Below are 25,601 nucleotides of genomic sequence, written 5' to 3' on the forward strand. Positions count from 1 at the left end.
CGCGATGTCCGGACTTCGCGAATCGGTGCTGGACGCCCACGGCGGCCTGGCCCGCTGGCGGCAATTCAGCCAGATCCAGGCCACCATCGTCAGCGGCGGCAAGCTTTTCCAGCTCAAGGGGCAGGCCCAGGACGCCACGCCACGGCGCATGACGGCCGCACTCCAGCGCGGGTGGGCCTCGCTGCACCCCTTCGGCGCAGCCGACCAGCAGACCGATTTCACCGCGCACCGCATCGCGATCGAGAAGCTGGACGGCCGGATGGTCTCCGAGCGCATGGACCCGCGGGAGTCGTTCGCCGGCCACCAACTCGGCACGCCGTGGGACCCGTTGCAGCGGGCGTACTTCAACGGTTATGCGCTGTGGACGTATCTCAACTCGCCGTTCCTCATCGCACTGCCCGGCGTCAGCACCGCCGAGGTCGAGGTCGACGACGAGCGCAGCGGACGGCTGCGGGGACTGCAGGTGCGGTTTCCGGCAGAGTTGGCCACCCACGGCCCCGTTCAGGAGTTCTATTTCGGCAACGACTGCCTGCTGTGCCGGCACGACTACCGCGTCGAAATCGCCGGCGGATTCGCCGCGATCCAGTACATCTCCGGCATGGTGGAGGTCGACGGCATCATGCTGCCGACCACACGCCGGGCCTACCGGTGCGATCGCGCCGGGCGGGTGCTGCCCGACGAACTCATGGTGTCCATCGATCTCAGCGACTACCGGCTCAGTTAGACGCCGAAGACGAAGTCGCCCGGGTTCATCGCGCGGGTGCGTTGGAAGAAGGTCCGGCCGCTGGAGGGCAACTGGGTCACCACTTTGCCGCTGGCATGGCGGTAGTAGCTGTTGCAGTTGGCCAGCCACACCTTGCCCGCCATGGCAGCCTGCAGTTCGTCGTTGTAGCGCCGCTGCGCGGTCTCGGTGACCGCCACGGAGCGGGCCCCGCGCCGTTGCGCGGTGTCGAGGATGTGCCGGACGAAGGTGGTTTGTGCCTCGTGGATATAGAGGATCGAGTTCACCCCGTTGGTGTTCGGCCCGTACAGGGTGAACAGGTTCGGGTATCCGGCCACCACGGTGCCCAGGTAGGCCTCGGCGCCGTCGCTCCAGTCTTTGTGCAGCCGGCGCCCGCCCGCGCCGTAGACGTCGATGCTGGACAGGTAGTCGGCCGCCTTGAACCCGGTGCCGTAGATGACGGTGTCGACGCGATGCTCGACACCGTCCGCGGTCCGCACGCCGCGCTCGGTCAGCTCGGCGATCGGCGTGGTCTCCAGCGCGACGTGCGGTAGCGCGAAGGTCGGATACCAGTCCCGGGACTGCAACGGCCGCTTGCAGCCGACGGGATAGTCGGGCATCAGCTTGGCGCGCAGCACCGGATCGGCCACCTTGCGCAGCAGGTAGCTGCGGGCCAGTTCGGTCTGCTCACGGGTCTGCGGCGCGTCGACGTCGAAGCTGGAGGACTCGTAGGACGCAAAGGCCTCGTCGCGCAGTTGCTGCGCGCGGGCCGGGTCGCGTTCGAAGAGTTCGTGCTGCTCCGGGGTGAACTCGAAGTCGAAGCGCGGCGCGATCCAGATCGGCGTGCGCTGGAACACCGTCAAGTGCGCGGCCGCCGGCGCGACCACCGGCACGTACTGCACCGCACTGGCCCCGGTGCCGATCGAGGCCACCCGCTCGCCGGCCGTCGATTTGCCGTGGTCCCAGCGCGCGGAATGGAACTGGCGGCCGCGGAACCGCCGCGCACCCGGGATGTCGGGAATGTGCGGCAAATCGAGCATGCCGACCGCGCTCACCACGAAATCAAACTCGTACTCCGCACCGTCGGCGGTGTGCAGTGTCCAGTGCCGGCGTTCGTCGGACCAGCGGGCCGTGCTGATCACCGTCCGGGGTCGGAGGTGGCCGGACAGGCCGTGGTCGGCGGCGACCCGCTCCAAATAGGCGAGGATCTCGGGCTGGTTGGCGTAGGTCTTGCTCCAGCGCGGGTTGAGCGCGAACGAGAATGAATACAAGTGGGACGGCACGTCGCAGGCGGCGCCGGGGAAGGTGTTGTGCCGCCAGGTGCCCCCGAACCCGTCGGCGCGGTCGAAGATGGTGAAGTCGTATCCCCCGGCGGCGAGCTGGACTCCCATCGCGATGCCGCCGGCGCCTGCTCCGATGATCCCGACAACCGGGCGTCGTGCGGAATCGCATTGACCCTTCGTGGTAATCACGTTCTCAAATGTACGTCCCAGTGGCCGGCTTCGGCCTGAGTATGTTCGGGCCATGGCTTCCAGCGGGATTCAACACCGTAAGTGGACGACAGCGGACATACCCGACCAGAGCGGGCGGACGGCCATCGTCACCGGCGCCAACACCGGGATCGGCTATCACACCGCCGCGGCGCTGGCCCTCCGCGGCGCGCGGGTGGTGCTGGCGGTGCGCAACCTGGAGAAAGGCAACGCGGCGCTGTCGCGCATCGTTGCCGCCGCGGGCGCGGAGGGCGCAACTGTCGACGTCACGCTGACCCAACTCGACCTGAGCTCGCTGGCGTCGGTGCGCCGCGCCGCCGACGAGCTGCGCGGCTCCTACCCGCGCATCGACCTGCTGATCAACAACGCGGGAGTGATGTGGACGCCCAGGCAGGTCACCGCGGACGGCTTCGAGCTGCAGTTCGGCACCAACCATCTCGGCCACTTCGCCCTGACCGGCCTGCTGCTCGACCATCTGCTCCCGGTGCGCGGCTCCAGGGTGGTGACGGTCAGCAGCCTCGGCCACCGCATGCGTGCCGCGATCCACTTCGACGACCTGCAGTGGGAGCGCCACTACAGCCGGATCGGCGCCTACGGGCAGTCGAAGCTGGCCAATCTGCTCTTCACCTACGAATTGCAGCGCCGGCTGGCGGCCGCGGCGGCCCCCACCATCGCCGTCGCCGCGCACCCGGGCGGTTCGGCCACCGAACTCGCGCGCAATGTCCCGCGGATGCTGCGGCCGCTCAACATGGTGGCGCCGCTGCTGTTCCAGAGCGCCGAGTCCGGTGCCCTGCCTTCGCTGCGTGCGGCCACGGATCCGACCGTCGAGGGCGGGCAGTACTACGGCCCCGAGGGCCTGGGGGAACAACGGGGCCACCCCAAGCTGGTGCAGTCCAGTGCGCAGTCCCACGATGCGGAACTGCAGGGCCGGCTGTGGCGTGTCTCCGAGGACCTCACCGACGTGAAGTTCCCGGTCTGACATGCGCTCCGTCGACGAACACCAGCGCGTCGTCGCGCAGATGATCCACGCCCGTCCCGCCGTGCCGGCGGCGCTGGCCGACGCCTTGGGCCTGGTGCTGGCCGACGACGTTGTCGCGCCGTTGTCGCTGCCGGTGTTCGACAACTCCGCGATGGACGGTTACGCCGTGCGCGCCGAGGACACCGCCGCGGCCACGCCGGAACGACCGGCGGTGCTGCCGGTCGCCGAAGACATCCCGGCCGGCCGAACCGACGAACTGGCGCTGCAGCCCGGCACCGCGCACCGGATCATGACCGGCGCTCCGGTGCCGGCCGGTGCGACGGCCATCGTGCCGGTGGAGGCCACCGACGGCGGCGTGCACTCCGTGCAGATCCGGCAGCCTTCCGAGCCCGGCAGGCACATCCGTCGGGCCGGCGAGGACGTCACCGCCGGCACCACCGTGCTCAGAGCGGGTGAGGTGGTGACACCGGCCGCCCTCGGCCTGCTCGCCGCTCTGGGGCTGGCGGAATTGCCGGTCGTTCCGCGGCAGCGGGTGCTGCTGATCTCGACCGGTTCGGAACTGGTGATGCCGGGGACTCCGCTACGGCCCGGGCAGATCTACGAGTCAAACGCGGTGATGCTGGCCGCCGCGGTACGGGAGGCGGGCGCCGAGGTCGCGGCCACCGCGACCGCCGGGGATGACGTCGCGCAGTTCACCGCGGTCCTGGACCGCTACGCGCCCGAGGCGGACCTGATCATCAGCAGCGGGGGCGTCAGCGCCGGGGCTTACGAGGTGGTCAAGGACGCCTTCGGCCGGGACGGCGACCAGGGGGTTCAGTTCGTCAAGGTGGCGATGCAGCCGGGCATGCCGCAGGGGGCCGGCGTCGTGGCCGGCACGCCGATCATCACGCTGCCCGGCAACCCGGTCAGCGCGCTGGTGTCCTTCGAGGTGTTCATCCGGCCAGCACTGCGCGCGGCCATGGGACTACCGCACCCCCGGCGCCCGAAGCGGACCGCGGTCCTTACGGAGTCGGTGACCTCGCCGCGCGGCAAGCGGCAGTTCCGGCGCGCACTGCTGGACACCGCGGCGGGACAGGTCACCAGCTATGGACCACCCGCGTCGCACCACCTGCGCTGGTTGGCTTCGGCTAACGCGCTGCTCGACATCCCGGAGGACGTGGTGGAGGTGGCGGCGGGGACCGAAGTGCAGGTGTGGGACCTGAGCTAAGAGCGGTGGAATTCGTCGGCGGCCTCGAATGCGGACGTCGCCGCGATGGCCAGGGCCGCGGCCGAGATCACCACCGGGATGGTGACCAAAGCCGCCGGCAGGCCCACCCATTCGGCGAGGTGACCGATCAACGGCGGGCCGAGCAGATAGCCCACCCAGCCCGTCGCGGCGACCAGGGCAATCGCCGACCCGCCCCCGGCCGCCGAGTACGCGGCGCTGAACGCCGTGGGCACCAACAGCGCCACACCCGCCCCCAGGGCGGCGAACCCGATCACGCTGATCACCGGATCGGCAGTGGCCAGCGTGACGCTCATGCCGACCGCGCCGAGCAGCGCCAGGACCGGCAGCAGCCGACGCGCCGAAACCCGCGCATGCAGCCCCATCGCGCCGAACCGGATGACGACCATCGCCAGGGTGTAAGCCGCATAGCTCAGCGCTGAAACGCCGGCACCGGCTCCGACCACGTCGTGCACGTAGTTGGCCGACCAGTCGGTGGCGGCGCCCTCGCACAGGAAGGACGCGAACGCCACCGCGGCCAGAATGGCCACCGTGGGAGTCATCCAGGTACGTCCGCCCGCACCGGCCGCGGCGGGTACGGCCTCATCGGGAACCAGACCCCGGGTGAGTGGCCCGACCACGACGAGCACCACTACGCCGAGCACCGTCAACTGCGGGCCGAGCCCGATTCCCACGCTCACGCAGGCGGCCCCGATCACCGCCCCCGCCAGTGCGCCGACACTCCACATGCCGTGGAAGCGGGCCATGATCGGGGCCTGCTCCAGTCTTTCCACCGTGCCGGCCTGGGTGTTCATCGCGACGTCCAGGGCGCCCTGGAACCAGCCCCACAGCATCAGCGTCAGGAACAGCCACAGCCCGGAGCCGGCCAGGCCCACCGTCATCGGGGCTATCGCGTAGCCGCCGACCAGGACGGGCACCAACCGCCGGCTGCCCCATCGCGGCAGCGCCCAGTGGCTGAACAACGTCGCCAGGACCGACCCGAGCGGCGCACCGAACAGCGCCGTTCCCAGCGCTCCGTCGGACAGCCCGAGGGCGGCTTTGACCTGCGGGATATGCGCCGCCCACGACGAAAAAACCACAGCATGGGCGACGAATGCTGCGGTGACACCAATCTTGGCCCGGCGCAGTTGCGCGGCGCTGAGGCTTTGCGTTGGAATATCGGACTCCTCGGACAAGCAGGCTAGTCCGCTGCTTTCCCATCGCGCGGCCGAACGAACCACGGCGGCCCTCGGCGCTTACGTAAGATGACCCGCGTGGCACGACGCCCTGGCTCTTCCGAAGGTCCTGCGCACCTGATCGAGTTGGTGCGCTCCACCATTCCGCCGATTCACCCGGGCGGGCGGCCGTTCATCGGCGCCGGCCTGGCCCTGGCCGCCGCGGGTTACCGGCACCGTTGGGTACGCCGGACGGGTTTGCTGGCGGCGGGCGCCTGCGCGGGCTTCTTCCGACACCCCAATCGGGTGCCCCCCACCCGGGCCGGTGTCGTCGTCGCACCCGCCGACGGCACGATCAGCCTCATCGACACGGCCGCCCCGCCGGCCGAACTCAGCTTGGGCGACACACCAAGACCACGCATCAGCATCTTCCTGTCGATCCTGGACGTCCACGTGCAGCGGGCACCGGTGGGCGGCGAGGTGATCGCCGTGCAACATCGCCCGGGCAGCTTCCTGTCCGCCGACCTGCCCGAAGCCAGTGAGGCCAACGAACGCAACAGCATGCGGATCCGGATGGACCTGGCGGCTGACGGCCCCGAGGTGATCGTCGTCCAGATCGCCGGACTGGTGGCGCGCCGCATCGTGTGCAATGCCCACGTCGGCGACCGGCTGGCCATCGGCGAAACCTACGGGCTGATCCGCTTCGGTTCGCGACTCGACACGTACCTGCCGCCGGGCACGCGGCCCCTGGTCGACCTCGGTCAGCGCACCCTGGGCGGCGAGACCGTGCTGGCAGAGCTGTCATGATCAACAAACCGCGGGTCCGGCGCGCCGAGGCGCTGCACCTGCTGCCCAGCGCCATGACCGTGCTGTCCATCTGCGCGGGCCTCACCTCGATCAAATTCGCGCTCGACCACATGCCCATACCGGCCATGGCGCTGATCGCGGTGGCCGCCATCCTTGACGCGCTGGACGGCCGGGTGGCCCGCATCCTCGACGCGCAGTCCCGGATGGGCGCCGAGATCGACTCGCTGGCTGACTCGGTGAACTTCGGCGTGACGCCCGCCTTGGTGGTGTATGTGACGCTGTTGTCCAAGTGGCCGATCGGGTGGGCGGTCGTATTGCTGTACGCGGTGTGCGTCGTGTTGCGCCTGGCCAGGTACAACGCCCAGCAGGACGACGGAACGCTGCCGCCCTACGCCAGGGAATACTTCGTCGGCATGCCGGCGCCCGCGGGCGCCGTGTCGATGATCGGGACGATCGGCCTCCAGCTGCAGTTCGGCGAGGGATGGTGGAGCTCGATCTGGTTCCTGGGTTTCTGGATCACCGGGACGTCGCTGCTGATGGTCAGCGCGATCCCGATGAAGAAGTTCCATACCCTGGCGGTACCGCCGAACTGGGCGGCCCCGCTGCTGGCGGTGCTGGCGATCGCGGCGGCGGCGGCAGTGCTGGCGCCCTACGTCCTGATCTGGGTGATCATCATCTCCTACGTGTGCCACATCCCGTTCGCGGTGCGCAGCAAGCGATGGCTGGCCAAACACCCCGAGGCGTGGGAGGACGACAACAAGCAACGGCGCGCCGCCCGGCGGGCGACCAGGCGGGCCCAGCCACACCGGCGGTCGATGGCGCGCCTCGGGTTGCGCAAGCCGGGCAGGTGACGTGGCACGCCACAATCAGCTCGCTCTCACCGCCCGGCTGAACACCTCGGCAGTCGACTCGCGCCGCGGGGTGGTGCGCCTTCATCCGAGCACTATCGTCGCGCTGGGTATCCGGGAGTGGGATGCGGTGTCGCTCACCGGGTCACGCACCACTGCCGCGGTGGCGGCCATGGCCGGCGGCGACATCCCGATCGGTATCGTGCTGCTGGACGACGTCACGCTGTCCAACGCCGGCCTGCGGGAGGGCACCGAAGTGCTCGTCAGTCCGGTCACCGTGTACGGGGCGCGCACCGTGACGTTGAGCGGTTCGACGCTGGCCACCCAGTCGTTGTCGCCGGCCACGCTGCGCCAGGCGCTGCTCGGCAAGGTGATGACGGTCGGCGACGCGGTCTCACTGCTGCCGCGCGACCTGGGCCCGGGCACGTCGACGTCGGCGGCCACCCGTGCCCTGGCATCGTCGGTGGGCATCAGCTGGACCTCGGAGCTGTTGACGGTCACCGGCGTGGACCCGGCCGGACCGGTCAGCGTGCAACCGAACTCGCTGGTCACCTGGGGCACCTCGGTACCTGGCACGGCCGGCACCATTCCGGCCGTCGACGTGTCCACGCCCGAGATGCAGGTCGAGGAGCTCAAGGGGGCGCAGCCGCAAGCGGCCAAGCTCACCGAGTGGCTCAAGCTGGCCCTCGACGAACCGCATCTGCTCAAGAGTTTGGGCGCCGGCACCAACCTCGGCGTCCTGGTGTCAGGGCCGGCCGGCGTCGGCAAAGTGACGCTGGTGCGGGCGGTGTGCGCCGGGCGCAGGCTGGTGCAGCTGGACGGCCCGGCCACCGGCGCACTGGCCGCCGAGGATCGGCTCAGGGCGGTGTCGACGGCGGTGGCCAACGTCAGCAATGGCGGCGGAGTGCTGCTGATCACCGATGTCGATGCCTTGCTGCCCGAAACCCCCGAGCCGGTGGCCGCGCTCATCCTCACCGAGCTGCGCACCGCCGTGGCCACTGGCGGCGTCGCGTTGATCGCGACGTCGGCGCGGCCCGACCAGATCGATGCCCGGTTGCGCTCGCCCGAGTTGTGCGACCGGGAACTGGGGCTGCCGTTGCCCGATGCCGGTACCCGCAAGGCGCTGTTGGAGGCGTTGCTGAAGAACGTGCCCACCGCCGATCTCGACCTGGAGGCGATCGCCGCCAGGACACCGGGTTTCGTGGTCGCCGACCTGGCGGCGCTGATGCGCGAGGCCGCGCTGCGGGCGGCCTCGCGGGCCAGCAGCGACGGTCAACCACCAAAGCTGAGTCAGGACGACCTGGTCGGCGCCCTCTCGGTGATCAGGCCGCTGTCCCGATCAGCCGGCGAGGAGGTCAGTGTCGGCAGCGTCACCCTGGCCGACGTCGGTGACATGGTGGAGGCCAAGCAGGCCCTGACCGAAACGGTGCTGTGGCCGCTGCAGCACCCGGACACCTTCGCCCGGCTCGGCGTGGACCCGCCGCGCGGGGTGCTGCTCTACGGGCCGCCGGGCTGCGGCAAGACCTTCGTGGTCCGCGCTTTGGCCAGTACCGGGCAGCTCAGCGTGCACTCCGTCAAGGGCTCCGAGCTGATGGACAAGTGGGTGGGCTCGTCGGAGAAGGCTGTGCGCGAATTGTTCAGGCGCGCCCGCGATTCCGCGCCGTCGCTGATCTTCCTCGACGAAGTGGACGCGCTGGCGCCCCGCCGTGGGCAGAGCTTCGATTCCGGAGTCACCGACCGGGTGGTGGCCGCGCTGCTGACCGAGCTGGACGGCATCGACCCGCTGCGGGACGTCGTCGTGCTGGGGGCCACCAACCGGCCCGACCTGATCGACCCGGCGCTGCTGCGCCCGGGCCGGCTGGAACGGTTGGTGTTCGTCGAGCCGCCCGACGCGCAGGCGCGCCGCGAAATCCTGCGCACCGCAGGCAAATCCATTCCGCTGAGCTCCGATGTCGACCTGGACGAGGTGGCGGCCAGCCTGGACGGGTACAGCGCCGCCGACTGCGTGGCGTTGCTGCGCGAGGCCGCGCTGACCGCGATGCGGCGCTCCATCGACGCCGCCGACGTCACCGCGGCCGACCTGGCCGCCGCGCGGGACAAGGTGCGGCCGTCGCTGGACCCGCTGCAGGTGCAGGCGCTGCGCCAGTTCGCCGAAGCGCCCTAGCGCGATGATTCACTCCGACAGCTGAAACTCCACCACCGCGGCAACGGAATCCACGGCCTCGACCAGCGCGGTCAACCGGTCGGCGGCAGACGGAGCCGACAGCACGGCATAACGGTCGGCCGGGCCCATCGGAACATGCGATGCCAACGCATACAGCATGGTGGGCAGGTCCGCGCCGTCAGGTCCGTAGTCGAGCAGCGCGTCGCGATCCGGCAGGTCGACGCCACGCACGTCGGCGATCCGCTCGAACAGGGCCCATACCCGGTCCTCGACGTCAAGGAACGCAGCGGGAGTCAGTGGCGGCCCCGGCTCGTCGGGCCACACCCGCACCCGGGCCCGCGGATACGGATCGTCCGGCAGCCACTGCAGCACCTGGATGCGATCACCTATCCGGCAGTCCAACGCGTACCGGCCCGCGCCGGCGTCCGCATAATCGGTGATGCTCGACAGGGTTCCGACTTCACATCGGGCGTCTCCCCCGCCGACCTCGCGGCCCCGGGAGATCAGCACCACCCCGAACCGCGGATCGGGCCGGTCCAGGCAGTCCCGGACCAGCGCGGTGTAGCGCGGTTCGAAAATGCGCAGCGGCAGGGTCTCACCCGGCAGCAGCGCGTTCTCGAGCGGAAACATCGCCACTTCCATTGATTCCATCCGCCTCACTCCTTCTCCCCATAACTATGCAGCACCGCCCGGGCGGCGGCGGCGACATCGGCCTCCAGCCACTCCGGTAACGGATCATCGTGGGCGTGGCGGCGCACGACCGCGTACGGCAGATCGGAGACGGCGCGGTTGACCGCGTCGAGAGCCCGCGGGTCCCGGCTGCCGTAGAGCTGTTCGGCCAGTTGAACCACGGTTTCGTGCAGCGGCGCGTTCATCGTGGCCAGCGTCTCCCGAAACGCCGCGCCGAGCTCGCCGTCGACCAGGTCGGCCGGGCGGATGGTCAGCAGCAGCCGCGCGTCGTCGGGCAGCTCGCGCGCAAAAGTGATCGCCGCGACGGCCATGCCCATGGCTCGCCGGTCAGCGGTGGCCGCCGGATCCCGGGCGGCCGCCAGGGCACGCTGCTGGAACCGGTCCAGTGCCCGCAGCCAGGCCGCGAGCACCACGCCGTCACGGTTGCCGAACCGGTGGTACAGGGTTCCGGCCGGGGCGCCGCTGGCCTGCGCGATCGCCGCGACGCTGGCCGCGCGCGGACCCGCGGTGAGCACCAGGGCGCGGGCGGCGTCCAGGATCACGTCGGTCTGGTGCTTCCGCGGAGGTGCCACGATCTAGTATGTTCCTTCTATATGGAACGATTACCCTATATCGATGAGCATGCTATCGCGATCCCCGCCTCGCCGGCCGACGCCTGGGCGGCGCTGCTGGCCAAGACGTGTCGCGACCCCGCCGATCCGACAACGGTCCCGTTCGGCTTCAGCCTCGAGGAAGCCACGCCACCGCGCCGGCTCGCGCTCAAGGGCCGTCACCCGTTCGCGGCCTACCGTCTGGTCTTCGAGATCGATCCCGAAGCCGACGGTGTGCGGTTGCGCGCGTTGACATTCGCGGCCTTCCCCGGGGCGCGCGGCAGGGTGTATCGCGCGCTGGTCATCGGCACCGGCGGGCACCGGATCGTGGTGCGCAGGATGCTCCGGCGCGTCGCTGCCGCGGCCCGTCCGCCGGCCGCAGCACTCGCCTAGATGTCCAGTTCGGCCACGAGCGCGTCGACGACCGAGCGCAGGTCGCCGTCGTGTTCCTCGGCCACCCGCCGCTGCCGTTGGTATGACCCGCCGCGGCGCGGGATGTCGGCCACCGCGGCCAGTTCGTCGGCGCAGTTGAGCGACTTGGCGACCGGCTCCAACCGGTTCAGCACGTCGTCGAGGTCCTCGGTGACCAACCGCTCGTTGCTCTCGGCGTCCAGGATGATCACCGCGTCCAGCCCATAGCGGGCCGCTCGCCACTTGTTCTCCTGGACATGCCAGGGCGGCATGGTGGGCAGCGGCTGGTCGGCCTCCAGCCGCCGGTCCAGGTCGACGATCAGGCAGTGCGTCAACGCGACCAGCGCACCCAGCTCCCGCAGGTTGGACACGCCGTCGCAGATGCGCACCTCGAGCGTGCCGAGGTGCGGCGACGGCCGGATGTCCCAGCGGACCTCGTCGACGTGGTCGATGATCCCGGTCTTCTTCTGGTCGTAGACGAAACCTTCGAACTCCGACCACGTTTGGAACTGGAACGGCAGCCCGGCGGTGGGCAACTGCTGAAACATCATCGACCGATTGCTCGCGTAGCCGGTGTCCTCGCCACCCCACCACGGCGACGACGCCGAGAGCGCCAGCAGATGCGGGTACTGGTTGAGCAGCGAGGACATGATCGGCATGACCTTGTTGGCCGACGAGATTCCGACGTGCACGTGCACACCCCAGATCAACATCTGCCGGCCCCACCACTGGGTGCGCTTGATCAGCTCGGCGTAACGCGGTGCGTCGGTGAGCTTCTGGTTCGACCACTGGGCGAACGGGTGGGTGCCGGCACAGAACAACTCCATGCCGCGGTCCCGAACGATCTGCCGGGCCGGGCCCAGGGTGTCGCGCAGGTCCTGCATCGCCTCCGCGGCGTTTTCGCAGATGCCACTGACGACTTCGACGGTGTTGCGCAGCAATTCCTTGTGGACGCGCGGGTTTTCACCGATCTCGGCGATGACCGCGGTCGCCTCGTTGCTCAGGTCGCGGGTCTGGGCGTCGACGAGAGCGAACTCCCACTCCACACCGACGGTGGGCCGCGGCGAGCGGGCGAAATCGATGTGGCTGCGCGCCCGGGTGGCCGGCAGGCCGCCCGCGTCCTTACCCGAGCCCCTACCCGGATCCAATGACACCGCACGCCACCCGCTTGCCGGCGTCACCGGTTGTCATCGTCGTCTCGTCGGGCCCCGGTGTCCCGTCGTTCTGCTTGTACCGATCCGCGGGGATGTTGGCGAAGTTGTCCGCGCCCGCGTGAATGATGATCGCGGTCTTGCTGCCGGACGTCAGGTCGTCCATGGTGAAGGCGTCCGTGGTGGTCACCAGCATTCCGGAACCGTCCTTGCGCACCTGCAACGGCGGCAGGTCACCGCTGGCGTGGCCGGTGGACCCGGGCAGCTGCAGATGCCCGCCCGCCGACAAGAAGTCGCCGGGCGCCCCACCGTTGGGCGCGACGGAATTGGGCTCACACTTGCCCACCTTGTGCAGGTGCATGCCGTGGAAGCCGGGCGAAAGCACACCATTGCCGCTCGTCGCCACCGTGACGGTGGCGTAACCGTTGGTGAACTCGAACTTGGCGGTGGCGACCTGCGCGCCGTCGGGCCCCTTCAAAACCGTCATCAGCATCTGGGCCGACGCCCCTGCCTGCGGACTGGGCGTCGCCTCCTGACGGCCGGAGGCCGAGGGCGCCGGAGAACCTGTCCACACCGACGGGGTGGTACCCGGAGTCGTCGTGGGTTGCTGAGGCGACGAGCACGCGCTCGCCAGGGTGCAAGCGGCCGCCGCAACGGCGGTGACGGTGACGGCTGCGACTTTCTTTCCGGCAGGCTTAGGCATAGCGCAGAGCCTAGCGTGACGACCCCAAACTGACCGAGCGGGTCGAGCCTCAGCCCATCACCAGGACGATGACGCCCGGCGGCTGGTCGGAGAGCGCCGAGATGCGCTTTTCCACCGGCACTCCCAGCTTTTTGCCGACGGCCTCCGCCGTGGCCCTCTCACCCTCGTCGCCGTAATAGACCGTGGTAGCCGGGACATCCGAAACCGCGAGGTTGGTCACCTCGGTCACCTTGAAACCGGCCGCCTTGAGGTCGTCGGCAGTGGACTTGGCGATGCCTTCCCTGGACGAGATGTTGTACACCCGCACCTCGGCCTCATTCGCCGCGGCGGGTTTGGCGCCGCTCGACGATGCCGGTGCCGTGGCGCTGGACACGGTGGTGACCGGCGACGCGTCGTCGTCGGACTTTCCGGCAGAGTCCAGGGCCTGCCAGCCGAGCAGCAGAAAAATGACGCCCAGGAACAACAGCACCATCACCATGGCCCGCAGGGGAAGCCCGGAAGAGTCCGGTACGCGCTCGTTCATCGAGCCCACACTAGCGCTTCGGGCGGGGGCGTCAGGTCACCTCGAAGCCGAGCCGACGCGCGGCCCGGGCCTTCTGCCGGCTGGCGCGCAGCCGGCGCAGACGCTTCACCAGCATGGGGTCGGCCGCCAACGCCTCGGGCCGGTCGACGAGCGCATTGAGCACCTGGTAGTAGCGCGTGGCCGACATCGAGAACAGCTCCTTGATGGCGTCCTCCTTCACGCCGGCGAACTTCCACCACTGACGTTCGAAGGCCAGGATGTCGTGCTCGCGACGGGTCAGCCCGTCGGCGATCTCAGAGTTGTCCCCCGATCGATGTGCCCGCGCCATGGCGCTGTCCATATCGCTTCCCCTGGACCCTTCCGGCGAATACTCGACGACTCGAATGACCTGACCAACTTGGGGGCATTCTCCGGCGATTATTGAAACACGCCGGCATCGGCCGGGCCGGAAACCGGACCCGCGAGTCGGCCGAGTTGCTGCGCAGCGTACGGCCCGGGCGCGGTGCAGGATGCCTGGCAGGCGCGCCCGGCGCGCGGCTTCCGTCGGATTGGTCACACTTGCCCCGCGGCCCGTCCCGGGCCGCTCAGAGTTCGCGGCGTCGGCAAGCCTTAAGCTAGCCGACCATGGCAGTCGTACCCATCCGCATCGTGGGCGATCCCGTCTTGCACACTCCGACGACGCCGATCCCGGTGGGTGAGGACGGATCGCTTCCGGCCGATCTGCCCGGGCTGATCAAGGACATGTACGACACCATGGACGCCGCCCACGGCGTGGGGCTGGCCGCCAACCAGATCGGTTACGGGCTGCGGGTGTTCGTCTACGACTGTTCCGACGACCGCGGGCTGACCAACCGCCGCCGCGGGGTCGTCGTCAATCCGGTGCTGGAAACCTCTGAAATCCCCGAAACCATGCCGTCCGCCGGCCATGACGACGACGAAGGCTGCCTGTCGGTGCCCGGCGAGTCCTTCCCCACCGGTCGCGCCGACTGGGCACGGGTGACCGGGCTGGACGGCGAGGGAAAGCCGGTCTCCATCGAGGGCACCGGTCTGTTCGCCCGCATGCTGCAACACGAGACCGGGCACCTTGACGGCTTTCTGTATGTGGACTGCCTGATCGGCCGGCACGCCCGGGCCGCCAAACGGGCGATCAAGTCGCACGGCTGGGGCGTTCCCGGCCTGTCCTGGCTGCCGGGCGAGGGACCCGACCCGTTCGGTCACTGATGGTCGCCTGGCCGGCCCTCGGCACGAGGGTGACGCTGCGCTACCGGCGGCCGCCCGGGTCGGTACCGCCGCTGACCGACGCGGTGGGCCACCTGCTGGCGACCGACCCGACGGTGCGCATAAAGACGAAGTCCGGTGCGGTGGTCGAGGTGGCCCCGGCGGACGTGACGGCGCTGCGAATTCTCACCCATACGCCGGTACGCACCGCCGACATCCGAAATCTCGAATACGCCGCCGCTGCCGCCTCGCCCGGAACCGAGCAGAGCTGGCTGAGCGGCTGGCTGCTGCGCCGCCACGGTGCCGATCCGGACGCCAATATAGCTGTCCCGCTTCATATTTCGGCGCAAGCGGGCACCATCCCGGCAATCGTCGACTGGTATGCCGACCGCGGGGTGGCAACGCGACTGGCCATCCCGGACCGGCTGCTGGCAACACCGCCCGGTCTGGCCTGTGCGAGCGTCGAGCAAGTTCTGATGCGAGACATAGGGATTGCGCCGCACGGCCCCGGCGGGGGCGCAGCGGGTGGCCTCGTGACCGAGGCGCCCGACGGCACCCGCTGGCTGGCCCTGCCGGCCGAACGCTCCGTCCAGGACTGGGAGAATCTGTTGGCATGGGGCGCCGGGCGCGGTGCGACGCGGGCATACCTGTGCATCCCGGATACCGGCTCCACCGCACCGGCTCAGTCACTGGGCTTCCGGCTGCACCACCGCCGCCGCTACTTCCGCGCGTGATGTTCGGATGAGATGGGAGACGACCTATGCCCGAGGGCACTGTTGAGGGCGGCGACGGTCCGCTGCTGCGGCTGGCCACCTGGAACGTGAACTCGATCCGCACCCGACTGGACCGCGTGGTCGACTGGCTCGATCGGGCCGAGGTGGACGTGCTGGCCATGCAGGAGACCAAGTGCTCGGACACCCAATTCCCCGCTCTGCCATTGATCGAACGCGGTTACGAAGTGGCGCACGTCGGTTTCAACCAGTGGAACGGCGTCGCGATCGCCTCGCGCGTCGGCCTGGACGACGTGCAGGTCGGTTTCGACGGGCAACCGAGCTGGAGCGGCAAGGCCGATGTCGCCGCCGGGTCCGAGGCGCGTGCGCTGGGCGCCACCTGTCGGGGTGTGCGGGTGTGGAGCCTGTATGTGCCCAACGGCCGCGCACTGGATGACCCGCATTACACCTACAAGCTGGATTGGCTTGCCGCGCTTCGTAACACGGCCGAAGGCTGGCTACAGGCGGATCCGTCAGCGCCGATCGCACTGATGGGGGACTGGAATATCGCGCCCACCGACGAGGACGTCTGGAGCACCGAGTTCTACCAGGGCTGCACGCACGTCTCCGGCCCGGAGCGGCAGGCGTTCGACGCTATCGTGAACGCCCAATTCACTGACGTGGTAAGGCCTTTCACACCGGGCCCGGGCGTATACACCTACTGGGATTACACCCAGCTGCGCTTTCCGAAGAGGCAGGGCATGCGGATCGACTTCATCCTCGGCTCACCGGCGTTGGCCGCCCGGGTGGTGAACGCGCAGATCGTCCGGGAGGAACGTAAGGGCAAAGCGCCCAGCGATCACGCGCCGGTCATCGTCGATCTGCGGGCCGGGTGAATGTCTGGTCATGTGGACGGCATCGGGGTATACAAAGCAGAGAAAAACCTAGGCCAGGAGTCATCATGGGCGTCGTCGATCGAGCAGTGCGGAGTATGGGTCGAACAGTGAGTCGCGCTGCGACCGCGACAACGTCGGCCGCCGGGGCCGTCGGCGGGGCGGCCGTCAACGGCATCGTGGGCGGCGTCAAAGGCGCCGCCGAGGGTATCCAGCAAGGGATCAGCACCGGCAGTAAGTCGACACCGGCGGCCGCGCTGGCCATCGGCGCGATCGGTGCGGCGGGTTTGGTGGAATGGCCGATCCTGTTGGCCGTCGGCGGCGGCGCCCTCCTGCTGCGCAGGCTGAGCCAAAAACCCGAGCCGCCGGTGCAACCCGTGCAGCCGGCCAAGGCCAAGCTTGCCCCGGTACCCGACGAGCCGGCGCCGAGGAAGTCGCCCGTCAAGGCCGCCGCAAAGAAGACGACGGGCCGCAGGGCCGGCACCGGCGACCTGCGCAGCACCAACTGACGAGGCGTCGATTCAGCCGATCCGGATAATCAACCCGTTGCACTGCGGTATGCCGGTGGAGTGGGCTCCGACTCCGACTGTCGCCGCTTGGTCGTCACCACCTCCAGCACGCCAGCGCGCCACAGCAGGGCATAAAGTTCGGTCAGGGGCCCCCTCAGCAACATTGCGAACGACGAAGCTAACGGTTCGGTCGGGTGTTCTGTCGTCGTCATAGCTCCGACGGTGACCCTGCCAACCGGCAGGACGGCAAATCCTTCATTACCGAAAGGCAAATGATGGCGGAAAAGAAAGAGCGCCGGCACACGCCGCAACGCGAGGCGGTGGAGAAGATTCGCGCAGGACACACCTTTGCGGTGAACCTGCCGATCGTGGGACGGGTAACCGTTCCCCCACCCGAGCAGCTGGCCTATTTCGGCGGGCTGGCCGCCTTGGCGGCGTTCGAACTGATCGACTGGCCGGTGGCCCTGGTGATCGGCACCGGACACCTGTTGGCCAGCAACCATCACAGCCAGATCCTCGAGGAGATCGGCGAGGCGCTGGAAGAAGTCGACTAGGCACCGGCCGCGTGGTCGAAACGTAGGGTCACCCGGGTTCCCCCGGGTGTGCGCACGGTGTCTACGTAGTCGGCCAGTCCGCTGATCAGGGTGAGCCCCCGACCACGGCGTCGGCTGCGCCGGCTGGCCGACGAGTCGCCGGCCCAGCGGCCGGAGTCGCTGACGGTGATCGACACCGCGTCTTGCCGCAGGAACGCCTCGATAGAGACCGTCTTGTCGGGCTGGCCGCCGCTGCCGTGCTCGATCGCGTTGGTGACGGCTTCGCCCACCGCCAGCAGAATGTCCTCTTCCCGCCCGATGGCCGTCGTTTTCAGCCAATCCCGCAGCCTGGTGCGCGCCGCGGGAACGTGATGCGCACCGGCCGGCACGACCACGGCAAAGCTGCGCCTTGCCGCGTGACGGGGACGCAGCGCAAGCACGACCGCGTCGTCGCGGTAGCCGCCCGGCGGCCTCAACCGGTGCAGCAGCTCGGCACACACCGATTCGACGGGAAGGTCGGCGCAATCGGCGGCGGCGGCCTTCAGCCGGTCGAATCCGGCGTCCAGCGATTCGCCGGCCCGTTCGATCAGCCCGTCGGTGTACAGCAGCACCAGGGTGCCCGGCGGCAGTTCGGCGGTCGCGGCGGCCGGCGCCTCGTCGCCGGCCCTGGTCGCGACCGGGGGGCGCCGCCCCGCTTCCAGGCAGACCGGACCCTGCTCCGGAAGCACCAGTAACGGATATGGATGCCCGGCACACAGGTAGCTGATGCAGGCCGGTTCCCCGCCGGCGTCGATGACGGCGTAGGCGACCGTCGCGCCGTGCGCACCGGTGACCGTGAGCGCGTATTTGTCCAGGGCGCCGAGCACCAGGGGCGGATCGGGGGCCGTCAACGCCGACACGGTGACCGCCGCCCGCAACCTGCTCATCACGATCGCCGCGGGCAGACCGTGGCCCACCACGTCGCCCACCGATACCCCGACGCGGTCGGGATCGTCGAGCTTGGTCGCCGAATACCAGTCACCGCCCACCCGCATGACCTCACCGGCCGGCTGGTAGAGCGCTGCAACGACCGCGGCGGTCGACCCGCGATCGAGGTCCAGCAGGTGCTCCTGGAAGTCGACGGCCATTCGGTGTTCACGTGTCGCAAGCCTGATCCGGTCCAGGGCCGACTGCGTGATATCGGCTGTGCAGGTGAACATCTCGAGCTCGGTGCCGGAAAATCGCCGCGGTTGCGGCCACAGCAGGATCAGCGCACCGACGACGCGACCGCTGCCCGCGCGCAACGGGTGCGCCACGCAGGCGCGGACGCTGGCGGCGGTGTCGTGCACGGCGTGGTCATAGCGCACGGGAAGCTCGAGGGTATCGGGGACGACCATCGGCCGGCCCGACCCGATCACGTCGACCCCTACCAGCGGGCTGTCCAACCTCGCCACGTGGTAGCGGTCGCGCAATTCGGCGGGCAGCGATCCGGCGAATTCGAACTGCACGTACTCCTCGCCGTCGACGACGACACCGATCGCGGCGGCAGCGGCGTCGGCAGAGCCGACCGGCGAGCTCAACACCGCGTCGAGGAGACCGGCGACGGAGTCGGCCTGCTGGACCGCGGCGTCCAATTGCACCAGGCCGGCGGACCGCTCGGCGGGCGCCCCGGCCGCCGGGCGCGGCCGCGACGACAAGAGGTCGAACTCGCCCAGTGCCCCGTCGGTGACGTCGGTGACGGACGCCGTTACCGCGGTGACCGTGCCATCGCCGCCCAGCACCGGACTGACCGCGAAGGTGAAGTACCGGTTGTGCGCCGGGTCGGGTGCCACCGGAAGCATCAAGTCGTCAGACCAGGTCGCGACGCCGGTCGACACGACGCCGGCCAGCATCGGGCCAACCCGGTCCCAGACCTCCCACCACACCTGACGGGCCGTCCGGCCGATAGCGTCCGGTTGCCTGTCCCCCAGCAGGGCAAGGTAAGCGTCGTTGTGCCATACGAACAGCTCGGGTGCGCCCAACAGCACGATCAGCGGGGCCCCCGACGCAAGCATGTGCGCTACCGTCGTGCGCAGCTCGGGCGCCCAGTGCCGCGGCGGGCCGAGCGGATGCGCCGCCCAATCCAATCCGGCGAACCGCTGTCCCATCTCGCCGCCGAGCTTGACCGCAAATGTGAGGTCAGCCGGCAGCGCAGGGGAGTTCATCGTTTCAGCGCGTCCGACATGGTCGGGTGGATATCGAAGATTCGGTCCAACTCGGTCACCCTGATCGGCTGCAACACCTGCGGGTGGTCGGCCACCAGCCGGACCGCCGTTCCCGCCGCCTGGCCTGCCTCGTGACAGTCGAGCAATGCGTTCAGACCGGCGCTGCCGAAGAAGTTCACCGCCTGAAGATCGACGATCACCAGCCGCGACGGGTGTGTCACGGCGACGTCGAGCGCCGTATTCAGCTGATCGCGCAGCTGGTCTGCGGTGCTGGAATCGACATCGCCGTTGACGAGCACGACTACCGCCTCCTCGCCCGTCTCATACCCGACCTCCAGCAACTCCATTGCTTACCCGCCTAAATCCGTCAAATTTCGGCCGGTGGCTGAGGTGCGGATGCCCGAATCCGCTACCTGACCCGTCCCAGATACGTGCAGCTTAACGCCGAATCGGCCTCAGGACTCCTCGGGGATGCGCTCGTGCGCCGTCAGCAACAGATGGTCGAACTGGCTCTGCACCGTGGCCGACGGGCTGTCCAGCGAACCGACGTCCTCGAGCAGCTGCCTGGCCAGCTCGCGCAGCTTGGTGTTGGTTTCCTGGGACCGCCACTGCAGAACGCGAAACGCCTGTCGGGCACTCACCCGGTACACGTACATCAGCACACCCTTCGCCTGCTCGATTGCCGCGCGGCTCTCGAACAGGTCCGGCAGCGCTTCGTCGAGCACCTCCTGGCGCGCCTCGTCGAAGCTGTCGGTGAGGTCGATGTAGTGGCCCGCGGTGCCCAACACGGCACCGTTCTCGTCGAGCATGCGGTCGGCCACCACGATCGCGTCGTGCACGGTGCCGCCGGTGTCGATGAACCGGTGCCGGCTCGAGAACGGCGCCCCCGACTGCAAGGCGTAGTCCAGCAGATCCTGCACGTGGGCGCGGTCGTCCGGATGCTTGTGCGACATCAGCAGTTTGGTCGTGGGCTCCACGGAGCCGGGCTCATAGCCGTGCATCCGGGCCACTTCGTCGGACCATTCCCAGCGTTGTCCGACGAACCAGAAGCGAAAGCTGCCGACGTTCAGATAGGGCCTGGCGCCGGCGGGCAGCGTGGGACTGATCGACTGCTCACCACCCTCGCTCTGCATATCGGCATCATCCCATTACGCACCGGTGACGGCTACTTCGTCTACCGACCGCCGCCCGCTCGCAGCGTTTTGACCTGCGCGTTTCACGACCGCACCGGAATCTGCGCCCCCTGGACGGGTGGCCGCTGCCAGCCTTGGCTCGCACGGCCGGGCCCGGCGCGACAAGCCCACCCGGCGAGCACCCTGACATCGGCCCCGCCGTGGGTTAGCGTGGGGGGTGCCCGGGAAACCGGGCAAGCCCAATTAATCACGCGGGAGCGCAACCCTTATGCGCTGAGAGGACGGCTGGGGCCGTCGACCGTACGAACCTGACCGGGTAATGCCGGCGTAGGGAGTTAGAGATGACTGTGACCGTCAAACCGTCAGCACCGTCCGTCACCACCGGCCCCATTGCGGGCAGCAGCAAGGTTTACCGCGATGCTGACGGATTCGCCGGCATGCGCGTCCCGTTCCGCAGGGTGCACCTGTCCACCGGTGAACATTTCGACCTCTACGACACCTCCGGGCCCTACACCGACTCCGAGGCCGTCATCGACCTGGCCGCCGGCCTGCCGCCGCGGCCGGGCGTGGTCCGCGACCGCGGCACCCAGCTGCAGCGCGCCCGGGCCGGGGAGATCACCGCGGAGATGGCGTTCATCGCCGCGCGCGAAGGCCTGCCCGCCGAACTGGTGCGCGACGAGGTCGCGCGCGGCCGTGCCGTCATCCCGGCCAACCACAACCACCCTGAAAGCGAGCCGATGATCATCGGCAAGGCCTTCGCGGTCAAAGTCAATGCCAACATCGGCAACTCGGCCGTCACCTCGTCGATCGCCGAGGAGGTCGACAAGATGGTCTGGGCCACCCGCTGGGGCGCGGACACCATCATGGACCTGTCGACGGGCAAGAACATCCACGAAACCCGCGAATGGATCCTGCGCAACTCTCCTGTACCGGTCGGCACCGTCCCGATCTATCAGGCGCTCGAAAAGGTCAACGGCGACCCGACCGAACTCACCTGGGAGCTCTACCGGGACACGGTGATCGAGCAGTGCGAGCAGGGCGTGGACTACATGACCGTGCACGCCGGAGTGTTGCTGCGCTACGTCCCGCTGACCGCCAAGCGGGTCACCGGCATCGTGTCGCGCGGCGGCTCCATCATGGCCGCCTGGTGCCTGGCGCATCACCGGGAGTCGTTCCTGTACAACAACTTCGAAGAACTGTGCGACATCCTGGCCCGGTACGACGTCACCTTCTCCCTGGGCGACGGACTGCGCCCGGGCTCTATCGCCGACGCCAATGACGCCGCGCAGTTCGCCGAGCTGCGCACCCTCGGTGAGCTGACCAAGACCGCGAAAGCCCATGGCGTGCAGGTGATGATCGAGGGACCCGGACACGTCCCGATGCACAAGATCGTCGAGAACGTGCGACTGGAAGAAGAGCTGTGTGAGGAGGCTCCCTTCTATACCCTCGGCCCGCTGACCACCGACATCGCGCCGGCCTACGACCACATCACGTCGGCGATCGGCGCGGCCATCATCGCCCAGGCCGGCACCGCGATGCTGTGCTACGTCACCCCGAAGGAGCACCTGGGACTGCCGGACCGCAAGGACGTCAAGGACGGCGTGATCGCCTACAAGATCGCCGCGCATGCCGGCGATCTGGCCAAGGGCCATCCGCACGCGCAGGACCGTGACAACGCATTGTCGCAGGCGCGTTTCGAGTTCCGCTGGAACGACCAGTTCGCGCTGTCCCTGGATCCCGACACCGCGCGTGAGTACCACGACGAGACTTTGCCCGCCGAACCGGCCAAGACCGCGCACTTCTGCTCGATGTGCGGGCCGAAGTTCTGCTCGATGCGCATCACCCAGGATGTGCGGGACTTCGCCGCCAAGCACGGGCTGGAAACCGAAGAGGACGTCGAGGCAATGCTGGCCAACGGCATGGCGGAGAAGTCCCGCGAGTTCGCCGAGCACGGCAACCGGGTGTACCTGCCACTGACCCAATGACCCGCTGACCCAGTGACTTTCCTGCCGCTGGCGCCGTCGGGAACAACGCCGCTACGGGTGCTGACGATCGCCGGTTCGGACTCCGGCGGCGGCGCCGGCATCCAGGCCGACCTGCGCACCATCGCATTGCTGGGTGTGCACGCCTGCGTCGCGGTTACCGCGGTCACGATTCAGAACACGTTGGGTGTCAAAGGTTTTCACGAGGTCCCCGACGACGTGGTGGCCGGGCAGATCGAAGCGGTCAGCACCGACATCGGCATTGCGGCCGCCAAGACCGGGATGCTGGCGTCGGCGTCCATCATCGACACGGTGGCCCGGACCTGGCGCCGGCTCGGCCTGACCGTGCCGCTGGTCGTCGATCCGGTGTGCGCGTCCATGCACGGCGATCGGCTATTGGCCGCATCGGCACTGGATTCGCTTCGTAGTCAACTTTTTCCGCTGGCCACTCTGGTGACGCCCAATCTGGATGAGGTGAAGCTGTTGGTGGGTGTCGATGTCACCGACCGGCGGTCCCAGCGTGCGGCCGCCGAAGCCCTGCATGCGCTGGGTCCGCGCTGGACGCTGGTCAAGGGAGGACACCTGCGATCGTCGGACCGTAGTTGCGATCTGCTCTACGACGGGTCGGACTGCTACGAGTTCGACACCGAGCGACTGCCCACCGGCAACGACCACGGCGGCGGCGACACGCTGGCGGCAGCGGTCGCGTGTGCGCTCGCGCACGGATACGACATGCCCGACGCGGTGGCTTTCGGAAAACGTTGGGTCACCGAATGTCTGCGCGCCGCCTACCCGCTGGGCGGCGGCCACGGCCCGGTGTCCCCGCTATTCCGGCTCGACTCGTGAACCTCGACGCCATCGCGGGCATCGCGCACCACCCGGACGGCACGCCGCACGGCGTGGCGGTACTGACCCACGGCGCCGGCGGCAACCGGGATTCCGCACTGTTGCAACGGGTTTGCGACGAGTGGGCGCGCCGGGGCTGGCTGGCGGTACGCTACAACCTGCCCTACCGGCGACGGCGCCCGAAGGGCCCGCCGTCGGGGTCCGCCGCTGCCGACCAGGCGGGCGTCGCCGAAGCGATCGGAGTATGCCGTGAGCTTGCCGACGGGCCGCTGATCGCCGGCGGGCATTCCTACGGCGGCCGTCAGACCTCGATGGTGGTGGCCGACCGGGACGTCCCTGTTGACGTTCTGACGCTGTTTTCCTACCCGGTCCATCCGCCGGGCAAGCCGGAACGCGCCCGCACCGAGCACCTGCCTCGCATCAGCGTGCCGACCGTGTTCACCCACGGCACGTCCGACCCGTTCGGCACCATCACCGAACTGCGCGACGCCGCGATGCTGATTCCCGCGCCCACCGAAATTGTGGAGATCACCGGCGCGCGCCACGATCTCGGCTCGAAGAGCCTCGACGTCGCGGCGCTGGCCGTGTCTGCGGCTTTGCGCTGCGCGGGCCAGCTCGGTCAGCCCGGGTAGCGCGAGTAGCACCCGTTCATCTCGCCGAGCACGCCGGAGCGGAAGGCGGCTATCCGGGTGAATCCGGCCGGCACACTGATGCCGTCGGCGTCGCTGGCGACCATGTGGTTGGTCAGCAGTCCGGCCACGGCTTCGTCGAGGTCGCCGGCCGTCAGTACCAGCGAATTGCCCGACGGCAGCTCGATGGTTTCGGCCATCTTGCGGTGCGCGATGCCGGTCAGGCACGCCGTGCGCAACGCGGTCCACGGACTCTGCATCGCCAACCCGCGCTCGTGCTGCACGGCGAGCGCGTAACGCGACATCACGATCGACAGCGCCGTGTCATCCCCCTGCGGCAGGCTGTGTTCGTTAGAGCCGGCGATCCTGCCCATCGTCGCCAGTGCGGGCAGGTCCACGTTGATGGTGTTGGTGGCCGGGCAGTACGACGCGGGCGGACTCGGCTTGGCGTCCGAGCAACCGGCCTCCTTGAACATCAGCGTGGGCGGACTCTTCGGCGAGAAGATCTTGCCCATCAGCTCCATCAGCGTGTTCAGGGTGTCTTGGCTGATCTGCACTTCACCAGTTTCCGGCGCTCCGGTGGTGTCGACCCGCAGCGCGGTCGGCAGATCGCCGCGGCGCTGCTCGACTTCGGCCTTGTTGATCGCCGCGCACGCCGGCGTCCCGGTGACGAAGCCCATCTGGAAGGCGCTGACCCGGTCCAGGGCCGAACCGTGCTCGTCGTCGTTCTGGGAGTCGGCGTCCATCACCGGGTCGCGTGTCGTGATGATCCCGGCCAGCACGTGGTCGAGCCCGTCGGCGGTGCTGATGTCGAAGCGGGACGACTGACCGGAGGCCACGTGGTACAGGTAGACGCCGGCAAAGCAGTCGGCCTGCTGCTCGCGCACGATGGTGGGGTCTTTTCTGGTGACCAGTTTGGCCATGGTCTGCAGCGCGTGCCCGAATTCGTGTGCCAGCACGCCGTTTACCGACATGTCTCCGAAGTACTTCTGTGCGACCGCCATGAACACGCCGCGGTCCCAGGCGATCATGTTGCACCGGGAGGTGAAGAAGGCGTTGACCAGTTCGTAGGTCTCGTTGCGACAGACGATCGGGCTGTTCGGGTCGTTGGAGTCGTAGGACACCAACTTGTCGACGGGTTTGAACGAACCCTGCAGAGGCGCCGTGTAGTTGGCCTTCCAGTACTCCTCGATGTCGTTGATCGACAGCAGGGACAACTTGTCGATGGGCCCGTTGTTGGTATTGAGCACGGTGCCCGAAGGTGCCGGCCCGTTCGGCTTGGCCCCACTGGGCCCGTTGGTGGCCGGCAGCCCGCCAACCCGGAACGGATCGTTGAGGACGGAGACCGCCCGCCCGGTGACCATGGTGGTACAGCCCGCAACCACCAGCACCGCGGCCAGCAGGGCCGTCAGCGCGCGTGACGACGCGACCACCCTGCGCGAGCGCAACTTCATTTCACCAACCCCGTCCCGGCTGCATCAAGGGAACCTCATTCTAGATGGGTGCCTC

Annotated in this window: 28 protein-coding genes and 1 riboswitch; of the genes, 15 read left to right on the forward strand and 13 right to left on the reverse strand. The window is 68.9% G+C overall.

The annotated features are described in order from the left end of the window. Positions 1 to 4 precede the first annotated feature (4 nt). Positions 5 to 724: a hypothetical protein gene (locus AC5Y7D_RS15510; RefSeq protein WP_499925434.1), complete on the forward strand. Its 720-nt coding sequence runs from the start codon at positions 5 to 7 to the stop codon at positions 722 to 724. On the opposite strand, the gene AC5Y7D_RS15515 is transcribed toward AC5Y7D_RS15510, so the two are convergent. Beyond that, entirely contained in the window at positions 721 to 2,193 is a 1,473-nt protein-coding gene (locus AC5Y7D_RS15515) for a flavin-containing monooxygenase (RefSeq protein ID WP_499925436.1), read from the reverse strand. The two genes, AC5Y7D_RS15510 and AC5Y7D_RS15515, sit on opposite strands and share 4 nt — an antisense overlap. A gap of 52 nt (positions 2,194 to 2,245) precedes the next feature. On the opposite strand from AC5Y7D_RS15515, the gene AC5Y7D_RS15520 reads away from it, so the two are divergent. Together AC5Y7D_RS15520 and moeA are read left to right on the forward strand one after the other, a co-directional pair. Further along, positions 2,246 to 3,190 carry an SDR family NAD(P)-dependent oxidoreductase gene (locus AC5Y7D_RS15520; protein WP_499925438.1) on the forward strand — a complete coding sequence of 315 codons (945 nt, stop codon included), beginning with the start codon at positions 2,246 to 2,248 and terminating at the stop codon, positions 3,188 to 3,190. Between the two features lies 1 nt (position 3,191). Then, complete coding sequence (moeA, locus tag AC5Y7D_RS15525; RefSeq protein WP_499925440.1) at positions 3,192 to 4,397, forward strand: molybdopterin molybdotransferase MoeA; 1,206 nt, start codon at positions 3,192 to 3,194, stop codon at positions 4,395 to 4,397. On the opposite strand, the gene AC5Y7D_RS15530 is transcribed toward moeA, so the two are convergent. After that, entirely contained in the window at positions 4,394 to 5,590 is a 1,197-nt protein-coding gene (locus AC5Y7D_RS15530; RefSeq protein ID WP_499925443.1) for an MFS transporter, read from the reverse strand. The genes moeA and AC5Y7D_RS15530 overlap by 4 nt on opposite strands. A 78-nt stretch (positions 5,591 to 5,668) precedes the next feature. Here AC5Y7D_RS15530 and AC5Y7D_RS15535 point away from each other — a divergent pair, with 78 nt between their 5' ends. Genes AC5Y7D_RS15535 through AC5Y7D_RS15545 form a run of 3 tightly spaced genes read left to right on the forward strand, consistent with a single transcriptional unit; the run spans position 5,669 to position 9,388 of the window. Continuing rightward, the gene (locus AC5Y7D_RS15535) at positions 5,669 to 6,376 is read left to right on the forward strand and encodes a phosphatidylserine decarboxylase (RefSeq protein ID WP_499925445.1); all 708 of its coding nucleotides are present in this window, start codon (positions 5,669 to 5,671) and stop codon (positions 6,374 to 6,376) included. After that, positions 6,373 to 7,227, forward strand: a complete 855-nt coding sequence (gene pssA, locus AC5Y7D_RS15540; RefSeq protein WP_499925448.1) for a CDP-diacylglycerol--serine O-phosphatidyltransferase — start codon at positions 6,373 to 6,375, stop codon at positions 7,225 to 7,227. The genes AC5Y7D_RS15535 and pssA overlap by 4 nt, the downstream gene beginning before the upstream one ends. A gap of 1 nt (position 7,228) precedes the next feature. Further along, a complete protein-coding gene (locus tag AC5Y7D_RS15545; RefSeq protein WP_499925450.1) occupies positions 7,229 to 9,388 on the forward strand; it encodes an AAA family ATPase in 2,160 nt (719 codons plus the stop codon). 9 nt (positions 9,389 to 9,397) lie between these two features. Here AC5Y7D_RS15545 and AC5Y7D_RS15550 read toward each other — a convergent pair whose 3' ends face one another. Continuing rightward, on the reverse strand, positions 9,398 to 10,039 hold the full coding sequence (locus AC5Y7D_RS15550) for an LON peptidase substrate-binding domain-containing protein (protein WP_499925452.1): 642 nt from the start codon (positions 10,037 to 10,039) through the stop codon (positions 9,398 to 9,400). 5 nt (positions 10,040 to 10,044) lie between these two features. Continuing rightward, on the reverse strand, positions 10,045 to 10,650 hold the full coding sequence (locus AC5Y7D_RS15555; protein WP_499925455.1) for a TetR/AcrR family transcriptional regulator: 606 nt from the start codon (positions 10,648 to 10,650) through the stop codon (positions 10,045 to 10,047). A gap of 21 nt (positions 10,651 to 10,671) precedes the next feature. Here AC5Y7D_RS15555 and AC5Y7D_RS15560 point away from each other — a divergent pair, with 21 nt between their 5' ends. Beyond that, a complete protein-coding gene (locus AC5Y7D_RS15560) occupies positions 10,672 to 11,061 on the forward strand; it encodes a hypothetical protein (RefSeq protein WP_499925457.1) in 390 nt (129 codons plus the stop codon). On the opposite strand, the gene AC5Y7D_RS15565 is transcribed toward AC5Y7D_RS15560, so the two are convergent. From AC5Y7D_RS15565 to napA, 4 genes are read right to left on the reverse strand one after another with little or no spacing between them, the layout of a single operon-like run. Then, positions 11,058 to 12,188, reverse strand: coding sequence for a glutamate--cysteine ligase (locus AC5Y7D_RS15565; RefSeq protein WP_499925651.1), 1,131 nt, complete (start codon positions 12,186 to 12,188; stop codon positions 11,058 to 11,060). The genes AC5Y7D_RS15560 and AC5Y7D_RS15565 overlap by 4 nt on opposite strands. Positions 12,189 to 12,213: 25 nt before the next feature. After that, complete coding sequence (gene sodC, locus AC5Y7D_RS15570; protein ID WP_499925459.1) at positions 12,214 to 12,933, reverse strand: superoxide dismutase[Cu-Zn]; 720 nt, start codon at positions 12,931 to 12,933, stop codon at positions 12,214 to 12,216. Between the two features lie 49 nt (positions 12,934 to 12,982). Next, complete coding sequence (locus tag AC5Y7D_RS15575) at positions 12,983 to 13,456, reverse strand: LytR C-terminal domain-containing protein (protein ID WP_499925461.1); 474 nt, start codon at positions 13,454 to 13,456, stop codon at positions 12,983 to 12,985. 31 nt (positions 13,457 to 13,487) lie between these two features. Then, positions 13,488 to 13,796: a nucleoid-associated protein NapA gene (napA, locus tag AC5Y7D_RS15580; RefSeq protein WP_499925463.1), complete on the reverse strand. Its 309-nt coding sequence runs from the start codon at positions 13,794 to 13,796 to the stop codon at positions 13,488 to 13,490. Positions 13,797 to 14,080: 284 nt separating this feature from the next. On the opposite strand from napA, the gene AC5Y7D_RS15585 reads away from it, so the two are divergent. The 4 genes from AC5Y7D_RS15585 (at position 14,081) to AC5Y7D_RS15600 (ending at position 16,786) form a co-directional block, all read left to right on the forward strand. Further along, the gene (locus AC5Y7D_RS15585) at positions 14,081 to 14,677 is read left to right on the forward strand and encodes a peptide deformylase (RefSeq protein WP_499925466.1); all 597 of its coding nucleotides are present in this window, start codon (positions 14,081 to 14,083) and stop codon (positions 14,675 to 14,677) included. Beyond that, on the forward strand, positions 14,677 to 15,408 hold the full coding sequence (locus AC5Y7D_RS15590) for a GNAT family N-acetyltransferase, cg3035/Rv0428c family (RefSeq protein WP_499925469.1): 732 nt from the start codon (positions 14,677 to 14,679) through the stop codon (positions 15,406 to 15,408). The genes AC5Y7D_RS15585 and AC5Y7D_RS15590 overlap by 1 nt, the downstream gene beginning before the upstream one ends. A 65-nt stretch (positions 15,409 to 15,473) precedes the next feature. Continuing rightward, on the forward strand, positions 15,474 to 16,280 hold the full coding sequence (locus AC5Y7D_RS15595) for an exodeoxyribonuclease III (RefSeq protein ID WP_499925653.1): 807 nt from the start codon (positions 15,474 to 15,476) through the stop codon (positions 16,278 to 16,280). A gap of 65 nt (positions 16,281 to 16,345) precedes the next feature. Then, a complete protein-coding gene (locus tag AC5Y7D_RS15600; protein WP_499925471.1) occupies positions 16,346 to 16,786 on the forward strand; it encodes a hypothetical protein in 441 nt (146 codons plus the stop codon). Positions 16,787 to 16,815: 29 nt separating this feature from the next. On the opposite strand, the gene AC5Y7D_RS15605 is transcribed toward AC5Y7D_RS15600, so the two are convergent. Then, positions 16,816 to 16,998, reverse strand: a complete 183-nt coding sequence (locus tag AC5Y7D_RS15605) for an Rv1535 domain-containing protein (RefSeq protein WP_499925473.1) — start codon at positions 16,996 to 16,998, stop codon at positions 16,816 to 16,818. Positions 16,999 to 17,058: 60 nt separating this feature from the next. Here AC5Y7D_RS15605 and AC5Y7D_RS15610 point away from each other — a divergent pair, with 60 nt between their 5' ends. Continuing rightward, positions 17,059 to 17,340 carry a hypothetical protein gene (locus AC5Y7D_RS15610; protein ID WP_499925475.1) on the forward strand — a complete coding sequence of 94 codons (282 nt, stop codon included), beginning with the start codon at positions 17,059 to 17,061 and terminating at the stop codon, positions 17,338 to 17,340. On the opposite strand, the gene AC5Y7D_RS15615 is transcribed toward AC5Y7D_RS15610, so the two are convergent. The 3 genes from AC5Y7D_RS15615 to AC5Y7D_RS15625 form a co-directional block, all read right to left on the reverse strand. Continuing rightward, the gene (locus AC5Y7D_RS15615) at positions 17,337 to 19,502 is read right to left on the reverse strand and encodes a SpoIIE family protein phosphatase (RefSeq protein WP_499925478.1); all 2,166 of its coding nucleotides are present in this window, start codon (positions 19,500 to 19,502) and stop codon (positions 17,337 to 17,339) included. The two genes, AC5Y7D_RS15610 and AC5Y7D_RS15615, sit on opposite strands and share 4 nt — an antisense overlap. Then, positions 19,499 to 19,849, reverse strand: a complete 351-nt coding sequence (locus AC5Y7D_RS15620; RefSeq protein WP_499925480.1) for an STAS domain-containing protein — start codon at positions 19,847 to 19,849, stop codon at positions 19,499 to 19,501. Before AC5Y7D_RS15620 ends, AC5Y7D_RS15615 begins: the two co-directional genes overlap by 4 nt. A gap of 108 nt (positions 19,850 to 19,957) precedes the next feature. Next, the gene (locus AC5Y7D_RS15625) at positions 19,958 to 20,635 is read right to left on the reverse strand and encodes a PAS and ANTAR domain-containing protein (RefSeq protein WP_499925481.1); all 678 of its coding nucleotides are present in this window, start codon (positions 20,633 to 20,635) and stop codon (positions 19,958 to 19,960) included. A 241-nt stretch (positions 20,636 to 20,876) separates the two neighbouring features. After that, positions 20,877 to 20,986: riboswitch (TPP riboswitch) on the forward strand. Between AC5Y7D_RS15625 and thiC the strand changes: the two genes are divergently transcribed. From thiC to AC5Y7D_RS15640, 3 genes are all read left to right on the forward strand, one after another. Next, positions 20,977 to 22,620, forward strand: coding sequence for a phosphomethylpyrimidine synthase ThiC (gene thiC, locus AC5Y7D_RS15630; protein ID WP_499925483.1), 1,644 nt, complete (start codon positions 20,977 to 20,979; stop codon positions 22,618 to 22,620). It overlaps the preceding riboswitch by 10 nt. 12 nt (positions 22,621 to 22,632) lie before the next feature. After that, the gene (thiD, locus tag AC5Y7D_RS15635; protein WP_499925486.1) at positions 22,633 to 23,463 is read left to right on the forward strand and encodes a bifunctional hydroxymethylpyrimidine kinase/phosphomethylpyrimidine kinase; all 831 of its coding nucleotides are present in this window, start codon (positions 22,633 to 22,635) and stop codon (positions 23,461 to 23,463) included. Continuing rightward, on the forward strand, positions 23,460 to 24,095 hold the full coding sequence (locus AC5Y7D_RS15640; RefSeq protein WP_499925490.1) for an alpha/beta hydrolase family protein: 636 nt from the start codon (positions 23,460 to 23,462) through the stop codon (positions 24,093 to 24,095). Before thiD ends, AC5Y7D_RS15640 begins: the two co-directional genes overlap by 4 nt. On the opposite strand, the gene AC5Y7D_RS15645 is transcribed toward AC5Y7D_RS15640, so the two are convergent. Beyond that, positions 24,083 to 25,546, reverse strand: a complete 1,464-nt coding sequence (locus AC5Y7D_RS15645) for a neutral zinc metallopeptidase (protein ID WP_499925492.1) — start codon at positions 25,544 to 25,546, stop codon at positions 24,083 to 24,085. The genes AC5Y7D_RS15640 and AC5Y7D_RS15645 overlap by 13 nt on opposite strands. Positions 25,547 to 25,601: the final 55 nt, after the last annotated feature.

The organism is Mycobacterium sp. NGS49, from assembly GCF_059812565.1.

Coding starts and splice junctions, on each gene's coding strand:
- AC5Y7D_RS15510 (WP_499925434.1), top strand. CDS start 5: ATGTCCGGACTTCGCGAATCGGTGCTGGACGCCCACGGCGGCCTGGCC.
- AC5Y7D_RS15520 (WP_499925438.1), top strand. CDS start 2,246: ATGGCTTCCAGCGGGATTCAACACCGTAAGTGGACGACAGCGGACATA.
- moeA (WP_499925440.1), top strand. CDS start 3,192: ATGCGCTCCGTCGACGAACACCAGCGCGTCGTCGCGCAGATGATCCAC.
- pssA (WP_499925448.1), top strand. CDS start 6,373: ATGATCAACAAACCGCGGGTCCGGCGCGCCGAGGCGCTGCACCTGCTG.
- AC5Y7D_RS15550 (WP_499925452.1), bottom strand. CDS start 10,039: ATGGAATCAATGGAAGTGGCGATGTTTCCGCTCGAGAACGCGCTGCTG.
- AC5Y7D_RS15560 (WP_499925457.1), top strand. CDS start 10,672: ATGGAACGATTACCCTATATCGATGAGCATGCTATCGCGATCCCCGCC.
- sodC (WP_499925459.1), bottom strand. CDS start 12,933: ATGCCTAAGCCTGCCGGAAAGAAAGTCGCAGCCGTCACCGTCACCGCC.
- AC5Y7D_RS15575 (WP_499925461.1), bottom strand. CDS start 13,456: ATGAACGAGCGCGTACCGGACTCTTCCGGGCTTCCCCTGCGGGCCATG.
- napA (WP_499925463.1), bottom strand. CDS start 13,796: ATGGACAGCGCCATGGCGCGGGCACATCGATCGGGGGACAACTCTGAG.
- AC5Y7D_RS15585 (WP_499925466.1), top strand. CDS start 14,081: ATGGCAGTCGTACCCATCCGCATCGTGGGCGATCCCGTCTTGCACACT.
- AC5Y7D_RS15590 (WP_499925469.1), top strand. CDS start 14,677: ATGGTCGCCTGGCCGGCCCTCGGCACGAGGGTGACGCTGCGCTACCGG.
- AC5Y7D_RS15600 (WP_499925471.1), top strand. CDS start 16,346: ATGGGCGTCGTCGATCGAGCAGTGCGGAGTATGGGTCGAACAGTGAGT.
- AC5Y7D_RS15605 (WP_499925473.1), bottom strand. CDS start 16,998: ATGACGACGACAGAACACCCGACCGAACCGTTAGCTTCGTCGTTCGCA.
- AC5Y7D_RS15610 (WP_499925475.1), top strand. CDS start 17,059: ATGATGGCGGAAAAGAAAGAGCGCCGGCACACGCCGCAACGCGAGGCG.
- AC5Y7D_RS15615 (WP_499925478.1), bottom strand. CDS start 19,502: ATGAACTCCCCTGCGCTGCCGGCTGACCTCACATTTGCGGTCAAGCTC.
- AC5Y7D_RS15620 (WP_499925480.1), bottom strand. CDS start 19,849: ATGGAGTTGCTGGAGGTCGGGTATGAGACGGGCGAGGAGGCGGTAGTC.
- AC5Y7D_RS15625 (WP_499925481.1), bottom strand. CDS start 20,635: ATGCAGAGCGAGGGTGGTGAGCAGTCGATCAGTCCCACGCTGCCCGCC.
- thiC (WP_499925483.1), top strand. CDS start 20,977: ATGACTGTGACCGTCAAACCGTCAGCACCGTCCGTCACCACCGGCCCC.
- AC5Y7D_RS15645 (WP_499925492.1), bottom strand. CDS start 25,546: ATGAAGTTGCGCTCGCGCAGGGTGGTCGCGTCGTCACGCGCGCTGACG.